The sequence below is a fragment of the Streptomyces sp. LHD-70 genome (assembly GCF_031157275.1).
In the GTDB taxonomy this organism is placed as follows: Bacteria; Actinomycetota; Actinomycetes; order Streptomycetales; family Streptomycetaceae; genus Streptomyces.
This window is the reverse complement of sequence record NZ_JAVIFW010000001.1, coordinates 1,010,603-1,025,042: the sequence shown is the minus strand read 5'-3', so window position 1 is coordinate 1,025,042 and position 14,440 is coordinate 1,010,603. Positions and strand designations below refer to the sequence as shown.

Sequence of the window (14,440 nt, the reverse complement as noted above, 5' to 3'; positions counted from 1 at the left end):
AGGGCCGGCGCGGGGCGGTTTCCTGTGGGCCTCCGCACACTCTTCCGCCGCAGGTCAAAGCGGAGTTGACGGGCGTTGTCGGGCGTGGTGGACTGCCCGAGCCATTACGGCGGTCAGAAGAGGAAGCCGGTGCGAATCCGGCGCGGTCCCGCCACTGTCACCGGGGTTCACGAGCCATCACGAACCCGGGGAGCCAGGAACTCTCGCCGCCGTTCACGTCGAACCAGGGCGCGGACCCTGAGTGAGGACAACAACGCCATGCGCGGCTGCCGTTCGGACGCTTCCAGCTCCTTGAGTGCTTCGAGTGCGTCGAGTACGTACCGTCCCCCGTTCCTTCGAGGCGTGACGGCGGCCTGAAGCGTGCGTGCCGATCGCGTCTTCGCGTACGGCGCCGCCGCCGGCCTTCTCGGTGACCTGCTGCTCGGCGATCCCCGCCGAGGCCATCCGGTCGCCGCGTTCGGCCGCGCGGCGGGTGCCGTCGAGCGGGTGCTGTGGCGGGACCACCGCGGGTGGGGCGCCCTGCACACCGCCGTCTGCGTGGGCGGTGCCGTGGGTGCCGCCGCGCTGTCCGCCGCCGCCGTGCGCCGCTCCCCCACCGCCTCCGTCGCCCTGACCGCCGCCGCCACCTGGGCCGTCGTCGGCGGCACCTCGCTCGGCCGGGAGGCCCGTGCCATCGGCGACGCGCTCGCCGCGGGCGATGTGGACGCCGCCCGCGAGCGCCTCCCCCATCTGTGCGGCCGCGACCCGCAGGCGCTCGACGCGGACGGGATCGCGCGTGCCGTCGTCGAGTCCGTCGCCGAGAACACCTCCGATGCGGTCGTCGGCGCCCTCGTGTGGGGTGCCGTCGGCGGCGTGCCCGGCCTCGTCGCGTTCCGGGCCGTGAACACGCTGGACGCGATGGTCGGGCACAAGTCGCGGCGGTATCGGCGGTACGGGTGGGCCTCCGCGCGGCTGGACGATGTTGCGGGGTGGGCCGGTGCTCGGCTCACCGCTGCGCTGGCTGTGGTGGCAGGGGGCTCTCCTCGCGGCGCCGCGCGGGCGTGGCGGGATGATGCCGGGTTGCATCCCAGTCCCAACGCCGGGCCCGTCGAGGCGTCGTTCGCGGGGGCGTTGGGCGTTCGGCTCGGGGGGACGTTGTCGTACGGGGGGCGGGTTGAGCATCGGCCCGTGCTGAACCCCTCCGGGGGTGCGGTTCAAGTCGCCGATGTCGAACGGGCGGTTCGGCTTTCTCGCAGGGTTGGTTGGCTTGCTCTGGGTGCATGTGCTGTCGGGCGGTCCGTCTGGGCGTTGACGTCAGGGCGCCCGGCAACGGGAGCTGTGCCCACCGGTTCCGCCCTGCGGAACGCCTGCCCACAGCGGTGGAGAGGAAAGACATCATGAGCGGCGGTCTGCTGATTGCCGGAACCACATCCGACGCGGGCAAGAGCGTTGTCACCGCCGGGATCTGTCGGTGGCTGGCTCGTAAGGGTGTGTCTGTCGCGCCGTTCAAGGCGCAGAACATGTCGCTGAACTCGTTCGTGACGCGCGAGGGTGCCGAGATCGGGCGGGCGCAGGCCATGCAGGCGCAGGCCGCCCGGGTCGAGCCGAGTGCGCTGATGAACCCGGTGCTGCTCAAGCCCGGCGGCGACCGTTCCAGCCAGGTCGTCCTGATGGGCAAGCCGGTGGGTGAGATGTCCGCCCGCGGCTATCACGGCGGGCGGCAGGAGCAGTTGCTCGGCACCGTCACCGACTGCCTGGAGCAGCTGCGCAGCTCGTACGACGCGGTGATCTGCGAGGGCGCGGGCAGTCCGGCCGAGATCAATCTGCGGCGTACCGACATCGTGAACATGGGCATCGCGCGCGCCGCGGGATTTCCGGTCGTGGTGGTCGGCGACATCGACCGGGGCGGTGTCTTCGCGTCCTTCTTCGGTACGACGGCGCTGCTGAGCGAGGCCGATCAGGCCCTGGTCGCCGGGTACTTGGTGAACAAGTTCCGCGGCGATGTGACCCTGCTCGAACCCGGGCTCGACATGCTGGAGAAGCTCACCGGGCGGCGTACGTACGGAGTCCTGCCGTACGCGCACGGGCTCGGCATCGACGAGGAGGACGGGCTGCGCGTGTCGATGCGGGGCACCGTGCGGGAGTCCGTCGTCGCGCCGCCGGTCGGCGAGGACGTGCTGCGGGTCGCCGTCTGTGCGGTGCCGTTGATGTCCAACTTCACCGATGTCGACGCGCTGGCCGCCGAGCCGGGTGTCGTCGTGCGGTTCGTGGACCGCGCCGAGGAGCTGGCCGACGCGGACCTGGTCGTGGTGCCCGGAACGCGCGGCACCGTCAAGGCACTTGCGTGGCTGCGGGAGCGCGGCCTCGCGGACGCCCTGGCCCGCCGCGCCGCCGAGGGCCGCCCGGTGCTCGGCATCTGCGGCGGCTTCCAGGTGCTCGGCGAGCACATCGAGGACGACGTCGAGTCCCGCGCCGGTGCGGTCGACGGGCTCGGACTGCTGCCCGTACGGGTGCGGTTCGAGCGCGAGAAGACCCTGGCCCGGCCCGTGGGTTCGGCGCTCGGCGAGCGGGTCGAGGGGTACGAGATCCACCATGGCGTGGCCCGCGTGGACGGCGGTGAGCCGTTCCTCGACGGCTGCCGCGTCGGCGCCGTGTGGGGCACGCACTGGCACGGCTCCCTGGAGTCCGACGGGTTCCGGCGGGCGTTCCTGCGGGAGGTCGCGCGGGCGGCGGGGCGGCGGTTCGTGCCCGCGCCCGACACGTCGTTCGGTGCGCTGCGCGAGGAGCAGCTGGACCGGCTCGGCGATCTGATCGAGCAACACGCGGACACGGAGGGGCTGTTGCGGCTGATCGAGGGCGGGGCCCCCTCGTCCCTCCCCTTTGTTCCTCCTGGGGCTCCGCCCCAGCCCCCCGAACCCACTCCGTCCCAGGAGGCCACCCCTTGAACACCCCCTACCCCTTCACCGCCCTCGTCGGCCAGGACGACCTGCGGCTCGCGCTGCTGCTCAACGCCGTCTCACCGGCCGTCGGCGGCGTGCTCGTGCGCGGCGAGAAGGGCACCGCCAAGTCCACGGCCGTACGGGCCCTTTCGGCGCTGCTGCCCGAGGTCTCCGTCGTCTCCGGCTGCCGGTTCTCCTGCGACCCGGCCGCGCCGGACCCGAACTGCCCGGACGGACCGCACGAGTCCGGCGCCGCGGACGGCCGGGCCGCGCGGATGGTCGAGCTGCCCGTCGGCGCCTCCGAGGACCGGCTCGTCGGCGCCCTCGACATCGAACGCGCGCTGTCCGAGGGCGTGAAGGCCTTCGAGCCCGGCCTGCTCGCCGACGCGCACCGCGGCATCCTCTACGTCGACGAGGTCAACCTCCTCCACGACCACCTGGTCGACCTGCTGCTCGACGCGGCCGCGATGGGCGCCTCGTATGTGGAGCGCGAGGGCGTGTCCGTACGGCATGCGGCGCGGTTCCTGCTGGTCGGCACGATGAACCCCGAAGAGGGCGAGCTGCGGCCGCAGTTGCTGGACCGGTTCGGCCTGACCGTCGAGGTGTCCGCGTCCCGGGAGCCGGACCAGCGGGTCGAGGTGGTGCGGCGCAGGCTCGCGTACGACGACGGGCCCGAGGAGTTCGCGGCGCGCTTCGCCGCCGACGAGGCCGAGCTGCGGGAGCGGATCGTGGCGGCGCGTGCGCTGCTGCCCTCCGTGCGGCTCGGGGACGCGGCGCTGCGGCAGATCGCCGCGACGTGCGCGGCGTTCGAGGTCGACGGGATGCGCGCGGACATCGTGATGGCCCGTACGGCGACGGCGCTCGCGGCGTGGGCCGGGCGCGAGGACGTAGCTGCCGATGACGTGCGGCAGGCCGCGCTGCTCGCCCTGCCGCACCGCAGGCGCCGCAACCCCTTCGACGCGCCGGGCCTCGACGAGGACAAACTCGACGAGACCCTGGAGGAGTTCGGCGGCTCCGAGGACGACCAGGACCCCGAGCCCGACCCCGAGCCCGACGGGCCCGGAGACCCGGACGGGCCCGGCGGTGGCGGACAGCCCCCGCAGGGCGGTCCCGAGGTGCCGCCGCAGGGCGGCGAGGCCCAGGACGCCCCCGAGGCCCAGGACGCCCCTGAGGACCGCGAGCCCCAGGCCGCACCGGCCGCCCCCGCGCCCGCCCCCGAGCAGGCGCCGGTCGCCGCGACGGAGCCGTTCCGCGCCAAGCTGCTCACTGTGCCGGGCACGGGTGCGGGCGCGGCGGGCCGTCGCTCGCGGGCCCGTACCGAGCACGGCCGTACGACGGGTTCGCGGCGGCCGCGGGGCGCGCTCGGCAAGCTGCATCTCGCGGCAACCGTGCAGGCCGCGGCGCCGCACCAGCACGCGCGCGGGCGGTCCGGTCCGGGGCTCGTGGTGCGCCGGGACGATCTGCGGCAGGCGACCCGGGAGGGGCGTGAGGGCAACCTCGTGCTGTTCGCGGTGGACGCCTCCGGGTCGATGGCGGCGCGGCAGCGGATGAGCGCCGTGAAGGGCGCCGTGCTCTCGCTGCTGCTCGACGCGTACCAGCGGCGCGACAAGGTGGGCCTGGTGACGTTCCGCGGCAAGGGCGCCGAGGTGGCGCTGCCGCCCACGTCGTCCGTGGACACGGCCGCCGCACGCCTGGAGCAGCTGCCCACGGGCGGCCGGACGCCGCTCGCGGAGGGCCTGTTGAAGGCGCACGACGTGCTGCGCGTCGAACGGCTCCGCGACCCGGCGCGGCGCGCGCTGCTCGTCGTCGTCACGGACGGCCGGGCCACCGGCGGGCCGGAGCCGGTCGCGCGGGCGGCCCGTGCCGCGGGCCTGTTCGCCGCCGAGGGCGTCGCGACCGTCACGGTCGACTGCGAGGCGGGCCCGGTCCGCCTCGGCCTCGCCGCGGAGCTCGCGCGGAACCTCGGCGGCAGCGCCGTCTCCCTCGACGAGCTGCGCGCGGACAGCATCGCCGGGCTCGTCCGCGACATCCGTGACGTACCCGCCAACTCCTCCAGCAGAAAGGCCGCCTGATGCCTCAGGGACAGCCGTCCGTCGTGCCCGACGACGGGCTCACCACCCGCCAGCGCCGCAACCGCCCGCTCGTCGCCGTGCACACCGGCACCGGCAAGGGCAAGTCGACGGCCGCGTTCGGGCTCGCTCTGCGGGCCTGGAACCAGGGATGGCCCGTCGGGGTGTTCCAGTTCGTGAAGTCGGCGAAGTGGAAGGTCGGCGAGGAGCGGGCCCTGAAGGTGCTCGGCGCCTCCGGTGAGGGCGGCACCGTCGACTGGCACAAGATGGGCGAGGGCTGGTCCTGGGTCCAGCGCGACCTCCAGGGCGACAACTCCTCCAACGAGGAGAAGGCCCTGGAGGGCTGGGAGCAGGTCAAGCGCGACCTCGCGGCCGAGACGTACCGGATGTACGTGCTCGACGAGTTCGCGTACCCGATGCACTGGGGCTGGATCGACGTCGACGAGGTCGTCTCCGTGCTGCGGGACCGGCCGGGGCAGCAGCACGTGGTGATCACCGGGCGGAACGCGCCGCAGCCGCTGCTCGACTTCGCGGACCTGGTGACCGAGATGGGCAAGGTCAAGCACCCGATGGACGCGGGCCAGAAGGGCCAGAGAGGCATCGAGTGGTGATGCCGGTCCACGAGCTGCAGAAGGGCCTCGCGTGGTGACGTCCGTACCGCGTCTGGTCATCGCCGCGCCCTCCTCGGGCAGCGGCAAGACCACCGTCGCCACCGGTCTGATGGCGGCCTTCGCCGAGGCCGGGCTCGCGGTCTCCCCGCACAAGGTCGGGCCCGACTACATCGACCCCGGCTACCACGCGCTCGCCTGCGGCCGCCCCGGTCGCAACCTCGACGCGTACATGTGCGGCACCGGACTGGTCGGCCCGCTGTTCGCGCACGGCTCGGCGGGCTGCGACCTGGCCGTGGTCGAGGGCGTCATGGGGCTGTACGACGGGGCGGTCGGGCAGGGCGAGCTGGCGTCCACGGCGCAGGTCGCGAAGCTCCTCAAGGCGCCCGTCGTGCTGGTCGTGGACGCCTCGTCGCAGTCCCGCTCGGTGGCGGCGCTCGTGCACGGCTTCGCGTCCTGGGACCCTCAGGTGCGGCTCGCGGGCGTGATCCTCAACAAGCTGGGCTCGGCGCGGCACGAGGAGATCCTGCGGGACGCGCTCGGCGAGTCCGGGGTGCCGGTGCTCGGGGCGCTGCGCCGGGAGAGCCAAGTGAAGGCGCCGTCACGGCACTTGGGGCTCGTGCCGGTGGCGGAGCGGCGGGCCGAGGCCCTGGAGTCGGTGGCCGCGCTCGCCGCGCAGGTACGGGAGGGCTGCGACCTCGACGGGCTGCTCGCCCTCGCCCGCACCGCGCCCGCCCTGCCGGACGCGCCGTGGGACCCGGCGGCCGGGCTCGAACCCGTCGCGGGGCCGAAGAGGGTGGTCGCGCTCGCCTCCGGGCCCGCGTTCACGTTCTCGTACGCGGAGCACGCCGAACTGCTCACCGCCGCCGGTGCCGAGGTCGCGCCGTTCGACCCGCTGCACGACGAGCAACTCCCGGACGGGACCGCCGGGTTGGTGATCGGCGGCGGCTTCCCCGAGGTGTACGCGCCGGAGCTGTCCGCCAACGAACCGCTGCGCAAGGCCGTGGCCGACCTCGCGCAGAGCGGGGCGCCGGTGGCCGCCGAGTGCGCCGGTCTGCTGTACCTCGCCAAGTCCCTGGACGGGAAGCCGATGTGCGGCGTGCTTGACGCCGAGGCGCGTATGTCGGAGCGGCTGACCCTGGGGTACCGGGAGGCCGTCGCCGTGTCGGACAGCTCGCTCGCGGCGACGGGCACGCGGCTGCGCGGGCACGAGTTCCACCGCACGGTGATCGAGCCGGGCGCGGGGCCGACGCCCGCCTGGGGCATGCATCTGCCGGAACGCCGGGTGGAGGGCTTCGTGCAGGGCGGCGTGCACGCCAGCTATCTGCACACCCACTGGGCGGCCGCCCCGGACGTGGCCCGCAGATTCGTGGCAGGCTGCAACGCGTGAGCCCCGCAGCCGAGTTGGACCACCTAGGGCCTGTCCGGCGGATCTTCGCGGACCCGCGAAGATCCGCCGGACAGGCCCTAGTCCTCGCCACCCCCGACCTCGACGACACCGTCGCCGAGGTCACGGCGGCGACCGGGGTGGCGCCGGCCGAGGGCGGCCGCCACCTCGGGTACGGCACGCGGAACTTCCTGTACGGGCTGGCGGGCGAGGCCGCCCCACGGGTCGCGGTCGCTCCGCGGCCGTACCTCCGTGCCGTGGTCGAGGGCACGCGCGGCCGGGTCGGGTTCGGGCGGGGAGTCGTACCGTCATGAGGAGCCGTGCGCGCTCACTCCGCCGCGCCGACCACCAGCCAGATGAAGCCGACGCCGGCCACCGTGCAGCACAGCGTCGGCACCGCCGGGTGGTCGTGGTGGGCCTCGGGGAGGATCTCCGCGGCGGCGAGATAGAGCAACGCGCCGCCGAAGAAGCCGAGATAGCTGCCGAGGAACTCCTGGGGCAGCGTGAAGAACATCGTGGACGCGGCCCCCACGACCGGCGCCGCGGCGGCGGCGAACAGCATGGCGAGCGCCTTGCGCCGGGCGTTCCCGTACAGGCTCGTGATCGTGTACGTGTTGAAGCCGTCCGCGAAGTCATGGCTGATGACGGCGAGTGCGACGGTCAGGCCCATCGCGCCGCCCGACTGGAAGGCCGCGCCGAGCGCGACGCCGTCCATCAGGCTGTGCAGGACCATCGCGGCCGCAGCGGTGAGCCCGACCTGCGGCACCCGCTCGTCAAAGCCGTGCGCGGCCTGTCGTACGGCGAGCAGCCGCTCCACGACGTGGGCGACGAGGAAGCCGCCGACGAACAGCAGCAACGCCTGGGGCACGCCGTGGATCTCCCCGTCCGCGGCCTCCAGGGCCTCCGGCAGCAGCTCCAGGCCGACGACGCCGAGCATCAGGCCGCCCGCGAAGCCGAGCACGAGGTGCCTGCGGTCGGTGACGCGCTGCGCCGCCCAGCCGCCGACCAGCGTCATCAGGAACGCGCCGAGCGCGACGATCACCGCCATGGGGTCTTGCTAGCGGATGGACCCGGTCCCTTCGGCCTGCGACACACCTGATATCTCCTGGTCACACCTGCCCCGTACGTGTCCGCCCCCGCTGTTCGAACCGAGAGGAGCCGCCCATGCCCGGTACGCCGCCCCGCTCCGGTGCGCTGATCGCCGGTGTGGGTGCCGCCCGTGGTGTGCCCCTCGACGAGGTGCTCGGCCTGGTGCGTGCCGTGCTGCGCGAGGCGGGGCGGCCCGAGTCCGGCCTGGGCGCGCTCGCGACGGTGGACGCGAAGGGCGGCGAGCCCGGCGTCGTCGGGGCGGCGCGGGCGCTCGGCGTACCGCTCCTGACGTACCCGGCGGCCGAGTTGGCGCGGGTGGCCGTCCCGAACCCGGCGGGCGCCGTACTCGCGGCCGTCGGTACGCCGTCCGTCGCCGAGGCCGCGGCGCTCGCCACGGGCGGCCGGCTGCTCGTGCCCAAGCGGAGGTCGAGTCCCGAGGGCCGGTCCGCCCGGGCGACCTGCGCGCTCGCGCACACCGACTCCTTCCCGTACCGCCCCCCTCCCCGAGGAGACCGTGTGACCAGACCTGAGACCGAATCGGCAGCCGCCCGGCCGGTGCTGCTCGTCGCGGACGACGGCACCGAGGCGCTCCGCGCCTTCGTCGACGCGCTCGGCCGCCACAGTCCCGAACTCCCGGTGGCGGGCGGTCACTTGAGGCAGGTGTCCGGCCTGATGGGCGACGACACGGCCCACCCGACGGTCGTACCTCTGACGCTCGCCCCCGCACCCCACGCCGAGCGCGCGGTCGCCTCGGCCCTCGATCCCGCCCGGCTCTCGTACGCGTACGGGCCCCTGCTCGGCGGGCATCCCGTCCTGCTCGACGTCCTGGAGCGGCGGGTGGAGGCGGCGCTCGACGCCGGGGCGGCGCGCACGCCGGGGGACCGGGCCGGGGTCACGGTGCTCCTGGTCGGCCCCGGCGCCACGGCCCCTGAGGCGAACGCCGAGGTGCACCGGGTGGCGCGGCTGCTGTGGGAGGGGCGCGGGTACGCGGGGGTGGAGACGGCGTTCGTGTCGCTGGCCGCGCCGGACGTGCCGAGCGGGCTCGACCGGTGCGTACGGCTCGGGGCGCGGCGGATCGTGGTGCTGCCGTACTTCCTGCTCGACGGCGCCCTGGCGGACCGGGTGCGGGCGCAGGCCGAGGGCTGGGCGGAGGCGCACCCGGAGGCCGAGGTGCGCACGGCGGACGCCGTCGGCCCGGACCCGGCCCTGCTCGACCTGGTGGTACGGCACCACCACGAGGCCACCACCCCGCACGAACCCCAGGAAAGACATGCACAGGCACCTGCACGCTGACCGATCCCAGGCGGACCGCCCGCACGCGCACGATCTGCGGCACCACGGCGACGCGGAGGTCAGGGACGACGGCGCGGAGCTGACCGACCTCGCGGTCAACGTCCGTACGGACACGCCCCCTTCGTGGCTGCGCGAGCACATCGCCGCGTCCCTCACCTCCCTCGCCGCCTATCCCGACGGCCGTGCGGCGCGGGCCGCGGTGGCCCGGCGGCACGGCCTCGCCCCGGAGCGGGTGCTGCTCACGGCGGGCGCGGCGGAGGCGTTCGTGCTGCTCGCGCGGGCCCTGCGGGTGCGGCGTCCGGTCGTCGTGCACCCGCAGTTCACGGAGCCGGAGGCGGCGCTGCGGGACGCGGGGCACGAGGTGCGGCGGGTGCTGCTGCGCGCGGAGGACGGCTTCCGGCTCGACCCGGCGGCGGTGCCCGAGGACGCGGACCTGGTGGTGGTGGGCAACCCGACCAACCCGACGTCGGTGCTGCACCCCGCCGGTCTGATCGCTCAACTCGCCCGTCCCGGGCGGACGTTGGTCGTGGACGAGGCGTTCATGGACGCGGTGCCGGGTGAGCGCGAGGCCCTCGCGGACCGTACGGACGTGCCGGGCCTGGTGGTGCTGCGCAGCCTCACCAAGACCTGGGGGCTCGCGGGCCTGCGCATCGGCTACGTACTGGCCGCGCCGGAGACCGTCGCGGAGCTGGAGCGGGCCCAGCCGCTGTGGCCGGTCTCCACGCCTGCCCTCGCGGCGGCCGAGGCGTGCATGACTCCGCGGGCGCTCGCGGAGGCGGAGGCCGCGGCCCGCTCGATCGCCGCCGACCGGGCCCATCTCCTCGCGGGCCTGGCGGAGTTCGATGAGGTCACGGCGGTACGCGAGGCCGAGGGCCCGTTCGTCCTGATCCGCGTCGAGGGCGCGGCCGGGCTCCGCGCCCACCTGCGCGACCTCGGCTTCGCACTCCGCCGCGGCGACACGTTCCCCGGCCTGGACCCGGACTGGCTCCGCCTCGCGGTACGGGACCGGGAGACGACGGACCGGCTGCTGGGGGCACTGGAGAAGGCGCTGGCGTCGGCTGGGCGCTGACGGTCGAGCGGGGGAGAGGCGGCACAGGGCAGGTGGCCGCCTCTCCCCCACGTTCTCAGGCGCGCCTGCGTGCTGCGTACAGGGCGCCGCCGCCCAGGGCGAGCAGGAGCACCGCGCCGCCCGCGACGTACGGCGTCGTGGAGTCGCCGCCCGTCTCGGCGAGGTGCTGCGGCTTCGCGGCCGTCTGCGGGCGGGTCTCGTCCTTGGGGTGTTCCTGCGGCTGCTCCTCCGGGGGCTTCGCGGGCGCCGTCGGGGCCTCGCAGGTGGCGCCCGCGAGGGTGACGGTCCCGTCGACCTCGGCGACGTTGAGCTTCAACGGGTTGACGGACACCTTGAGTTCGAGCGCGGAGGCCGCTGCCGTACGGGACGTGGTGTGGGTCTTCGCCAGGTCGAGGCGGACCTCGCCGACGCCGGGCACGTCCACGCGGGTCGGCCCTGTCGCGGAGAGCGTGACCTTCTTGCCGAGCACGGTCACCGAGCCCACCACGTCGGCCTCGGCGACCGGCTGCTCGCCCGCCACGCAGACCGCCTTCGAGGTGACGTTCTCCAGCTCGATCAGGGGCAGCGCGGGCAGCCCCGGCAGGTGCACCTCGGCCCGTGTGAGGTGCGTACGGCCCTCGGCCTTGTGCCGGTCGGCGGTGGCCTTCGCGGAGGCCGCCTCGGCGCGCACCATGCTGAACGGGCGGCCCCGGTCGATGCCGTCGACGTTCACGGTGAGCGCGGTCTTCTCCGCCGACGCGGGCGCGTCGACCTCGTTGAGGGAGGCCCGGACCGGCACGTTCACGGACTTGTTGAGCAGCGAGACGTCGAGTCCCGCGCGCAGGACGACCGCACTGGACCTGCCGTCGCCACCCGTGGCGTGGGCGGGCACGGCACCGGCGAGGGCCGCGGGACCCGCGGCCAGCGCCGTCGCGGCCGCGATGGCGGCGATCCGCCGGGACCGCCGATGACACGGCACGGGCGTGCGGAAGGTGTTGCTGTTCACGGTGGTGGAACCCCCACGAGAATTGAGCGCGAGCGCTCAGGGACAAGGGGCCGCCGACACCGCCGTACGGGGACAGTCGTACGGCGTCGGCGGCCCGGACCCCGGCATCGTTACGCACACGGAGTGAACCGGCGGCGACATGGGGTCACTTCACTCCAAAGTGGGGTTTCCGCCCTCGTTTTCGAATCTTCCGGCACGCGCGTTCCCTTCCGCCTCCCGCGTCACGCCCCTTGCCGGACCTGGGAGTTGCCGTACGGGGAGGGTCCTGCGGGGTGGTGAAGGATGCGCAACGAGTCGTGGGCGCGCGGGGGCACGGGTGCGTCAACCCGACGCCACGCGCGCCCCTGCGCCCCCTCGCGGGGCCGGGCTCAGCTGACCACGTTCCCGTTCACCACGATCCGGCGCGGCGCCGCGAGTGCGCGTACGTCGGCGCGCGGGTCCTCGTCGTACACCACGAGGTCGGCGGCGGCGCCCTCGGTGAGACCGGGGCGGCCGAGCCAGTCGCGGGCGCCCCACGTGGTGGCGGAGAGCGCGGCGAGCGGCGGGATGCCGGCCTTGGTGAGCTCGACGACCTCGGCGGCGGCGAGGCCGTGCGCGAGGCCGCCGCCCGCGTCGGTGCCGACGAAGACGGGGATGCCGGCGTCGTGGGCGGAGCGCACGGTGTCGTAGCGGCGGTCGTACAGGCGGCGCATGTGGTCGGCCCAGATGGGGAACTTGCTGTCGCCGCCCGCCGCCAGCTTCGGGAACGTCGCGATGTTCACGAGGGTCGGGACGATCGCCACGCCGCGCTCGGCGAAGAGCGGAATGGTGTCCTCGGTGAGCCCGGTGGCGTGCTCGATGCAGTCGATGCCCGCCTCGACCAGGTCCCGCAGCGAGTCCTCGGCGAAACAGTGCGCGGTGACGCGGGCGCCGAGCCGGTGCGCCTCGGCGATCGCGGCCTCGACCTCGGCGCGCGGCCAGCAGGAGCCCAGGTCGCCGGTGGAGCGGTCGAGCCAGTCGCCGACCAGCTTGACCCAGCCGTCGCCGCGCTCCGCCTCCCGGCCGACGTACGCGACCAGCTCGTCCGGCTCGATCTCGTGGGCGTAGTTGCGGATGTAGCGCTTGGTGCGGGCGATGTGCCGGCCCGCGCGGATGATCTTCGGCAGGTCCTCGCGGTCGTCGATCCAGCGGGTGTCGGAGGGCGAGCCCGCGTCCCGGATCAGAAGCGTCCCGTTGTCCCGGTCGGTGAGGGCCTGCCGCTCGGCGGTCTCGGCGTCGACCGGGCCGTGCGCGTCGAGGCCCACATGGCAGTGCGCGTCGACGAGGCCGGGCAGCGCCCAGCCCTCGACGGTGGTGACGTCGTCCGCCCCCGGCGGCCGCGTGAAACTGATCCGCCCGCCGACGACCCACAGCTCGTCCCGTACGTCCTCCGGCCCGACGAGCACCCGCCCGCGGACCCTCAGCACCCCTGAATCGCTCATGTCGGCAGCGTAGATCCCACTCGGTACGCTCGGACCGGCACCCGGACAAGAACACGTCAAGCGGCCTGCGGACCCTCCGCGGGACCGCAGGACCGTCAAGAAGAGAGCACCACCGTGACGCACCCCTTTCTCGACCTGGCTCCGCTGACCCCCGCGCACTTCGCCGCGATCGAGCAGCGGGTGGCGCGGCTGATGCGGACCGAGCAGGACGTCGTGATCATGCAGGGCGAGGCGCTGCTGCCCCTTGAGGCCTGTATCCGCTCCGGGGCCCGGCCGGGTTCCACCGCGCTGAACGTGGTGACCGGGCCGTACGGCCAGACCTTCGGCAACTGGCTGCGGGACTGCGGCGCCACCGTGATCGACCTGGCCGTGCCGTTCCACACGGCCGTCACCGCGGACCAGGTGCGGGAGGCGCTCACCGAGCACCCGGAGATCGACTTCGTCTCGCTCGTGCACGCGGAGGCGGCGACCGGCAACACCAACCCGGTCGCGGAGATCGGCGAGGTGGTCCGGGAGCACGGCGCGCTGTTCTACCTGGACGCGGTGGCCTCGATCGCCGCTGAGCCGGTGCTGCCGGACGCCTGGGGCGTGGACCTGTGCATCATCGGCGCGCAGAAGGCGATGGGCGGCCCGGCCGGGGTCTCGGCGGTGTCGGTGAGCGAGCGCGCCTGGCGGCGGTTCGCGGAGAACCCGCGGGCGCCGCGCGCCTCGTACCTCTCGCTCCTGGACTGGAAGGCGCGCTGGATCGACGGCGGCCGCAAGGCGCTGCTTCACGCCCCGGCGCAGCTGGAGATGCTGGCCCTGGAGGCCTGCGTGGAGCGGATCGAGTCGGAGGGCCTGGACGCGGTGATGGACCGGCACGCGACGGCCGCGGCGGCGACGCGGGCGGGCGCGGTGGCCCTCGGGGTCCTGGAGCCGTACGTCCACGAGGCGCGGGACGCGGCGCCGGTGGCGACGACGCTGCGCGCCCCGGCGGGCGTGGACGCCTCCGAGCTGGTGGCGCGGGCGCTCGCGGCGGACCCGGCGCTGCCCCTGGTGGCGGGCGGCGGGGCGCTGGCCAAGGAGATGATCCGGGTCAACCACTACGGTCCGGACGCGACGCGTGGCGCGGTGCACGCGAGCCTGGCGGCGCTGGGCGCCGCGCTCGGCGAGGCGGGGCTCGCGGTGGACCTGGAGGCCGCTCGGCGTGCGGTGACCGCCGCCTGGGAGTAGCGTTTCTGGTTGCCCGTCAATTCTGCGTCAAGAATCGGGCAGCAGGACTCGGGCCGCCGGCTTCGAAATCTTCCGGGGCCATAAATCAATGTCGTATTCACGAATGCGGGGAGCTGCTTTTCGAGCGCAGCTTCCCGTATTCTTCTGCCCGCTTTCCCCGGTCCTAAACGCAAAAATTTTGCGAACGCCAAACGACGTAATTCGGGCAGATCTCGTGAGGGTTTCCAGCTTGTGACCGACGCCACACGGGGAGCGATATGCCCCAGAATATCTGGACAAAACAGGGCAGTCAGCGAGGTTTTTGCGCGAGCGCGCACGCCCGCGTGATAACACATCAAGCCCGTTCAGGT

11 protein-coding genes, 2 pseudogenes and 1 riboswitch are annotated in these 14,440 nt (G+C 74.1%); of the genes and pseudogenes, 10 read left to right on the top strand and 3 right to left on the bottom strand.

Going from position 1 to position 14,440, the window contains the following annotated elements:
- The first annotated feature begins 93 nt into the window (after positions 1–93).
- Positions 94–226: riboswitch (cobalamin riboswitch) on the top strand.
- A gap of 134 nt (positions 227–360) precedes the next feature.
- Genes RCO28_RS04590 through RCO28_RS04565 form a run of 6 tightly spaced genes read left to right on the top strand, consistent with a single transcriptional unit; the run spans position 361 to position 7,296 of the window.
- Positions 361–1,380: a cobalamin biosynthesis protein gene (locus RCO28_RS04590; RefSeq protein WP_308939584.1), complete on the top strand. Its 1,020-nt coding sequence runs from the start codon at positions 361–363 to the stop codon at positions 1,378–1,380.
- Positions 1,377–2,924, top strand: a complete 1,548-nt coding sequence (locus RCO28_RS04585) for a cobyric acid synthase (protein WP_308939583.1) — start codon at positions 1,377–1,379, stop codon at positions 2,922–2,924. The genes RCO28_RS04590 and RCO28_RS04585 overlap by 4 nt, the downstream gene beginning before the upstream one ends.
- Positions 2,921–4,990 (top strand): putative cobaltochelatase, encoded by a 2,070-nt coding sequence (locus RCO28_RS04580; RefSeq protein ID WP_308939582.1) that lies wholly within the window; start codon positions 2,921–2,923, stop codon positions 4,988–4,990. The genes RCO28_RS04585 and RCO28_RS04580 overlap by 4 nt, the downstream gene beginning before the upstream one ends.
- Complete coding sequence (gene cobO, locus RCO28_RS04575) at positions 4,990–5,598, top strand: cob(I)yrinic acid a,c-diamide adenosyltransferase (RefSeq protein WP_308939581.1); 609 nt, start codon at positions 4,990–4,992, stop codon at positions 5,596–5,598. The genes RCO28_RS04580 and cobO overlap by 1 nt, the downstream gene beginning before the upstream one ends.
- Before the next feature lie 34 nt (positions 5,599–5,632).
- Positions 5,633–6,985, top strand: coding sequence for a cobyrinate a,c-diamide synthase (locus RCO28_RS04570; RefSeq protein WP_308939714.1), 1,353 nt, complete (start codon positions 5,633–5,635; stop codon positions 6,983–6,985).
- Complete coding sequence (locus RCO28_RS04565; RefSeq protein WP_308939580.1) at positions 6,982–7,296, top strand: VOC family protein; 315 nt, start codon at positions 6,982–6,984, stop codon at positions 7,294–7,296. The genes RCO28_RS04570 and RCO28_RS04565 overlap by 4 nt, the downstream gene beginning before the upstream one ends.
- A gap of 14 nt (positions 7,297–7,310) precedes the next feature.
- Here the strand turns inward: RCO28_RS04565 and RCO28_RS04560 are convergent, their stop codons facing one another.
- Positions 7,311–8,030, bottom strand: a complete 720-nt coding sequence (locus RCO28_RS04560; RefSeq protein ID WP_308939579.1) for a ZIP family metal transporter — start codon at positions 8,028–8,030, stop codon at positions 7,311–7,313.
- 116 nt (positions 8,031–8,146) lie between these two features.
- On the opposite strand from RCO28_RS04560, the pseudogene RCO28_RS04555 reads away from it, so the two are divergent.
- The 3 genes and pseudogenes from RCO28_RS04555 to cobC all read left to right on the top strand — a co-directional run.
- Positions 8,147–8,530 (top strand): annotated as a pseudogene (locus RCO28_RS04555) (cobalamin biosynthesis protein); the annotation flags it as partial.
- A gap of 57 nt (positions 8,531–8,587) precedes the next feature.
- Positions 8,588–9,313: pseudogene (locus RCO28_RS04550) on the top strand (sirohydrochlorin chelatase); the annotation flags it as partial.
- A 28-nt stretch (positions 9,314–9,341) separates the two neighbouring features.
- Positions 9,342–10,433, top strand: coding sequence for an Rv2231c family pyridoxal phosphate-dependent protein CobC (cobC, locus tag RCO28_RS04545; RefSeq protein WP_308939578.1), 1,092 nt, complete (start codon positions 9,342–9,344; stop codon positions 10,431–10,433).
- A gap of 55 nt (positions 10,434–10,488) precedes the next feature.
- Here cobC and RCO28_RS04540 read toward each other — a convergent pair whose 3' ends face one another.
- Positions 10,489–11,418 (bottom strand): SCO1860 family LAETG-anchored protein, encoded by a 930-nt coding sequence (locus RCO28_RS04540; RefSeq protein WP_308939577.1) that lies wholly within the window; start codon positions 11,416–11,418, stop codon positions 10,489–10,491.
- A gap of 368 nt (positions 11,419–11,786) precedes the next feature.
- Positions 11,787–12,878 carry an amidohydrolase family protein gene (locus RCO28_RS04535; RefSeq protein WP_308939576.1) on the bottom strand — a complete coding sequence of 364 codons (1,092 nt, stop codon included), beginning with the start codon at positions 12,876–12,878 and terminating at the stop codon, positions 11,787–11,789.
- Between the two features lie 114 nt (positions 12,879–12,992).
- Between RCO28_RS04535 and RCO28_RS04530 the strand changes: the two genes are divergently transcribed.
- On the top strand, positions 12,993–14,090 hold the full coding sequence (locus tag RCO28_RS04530) for an aminotransferase class V-fold PLP-dependent enzyme (RefSeq protein WP_308939575.1): 1,098 nt from the start codon (positions 12,993–12,995) through the stop codon (positions 14,088–14,090).
- Positions 14,091–14,440 lie beyond the last annotated feature (350 nt).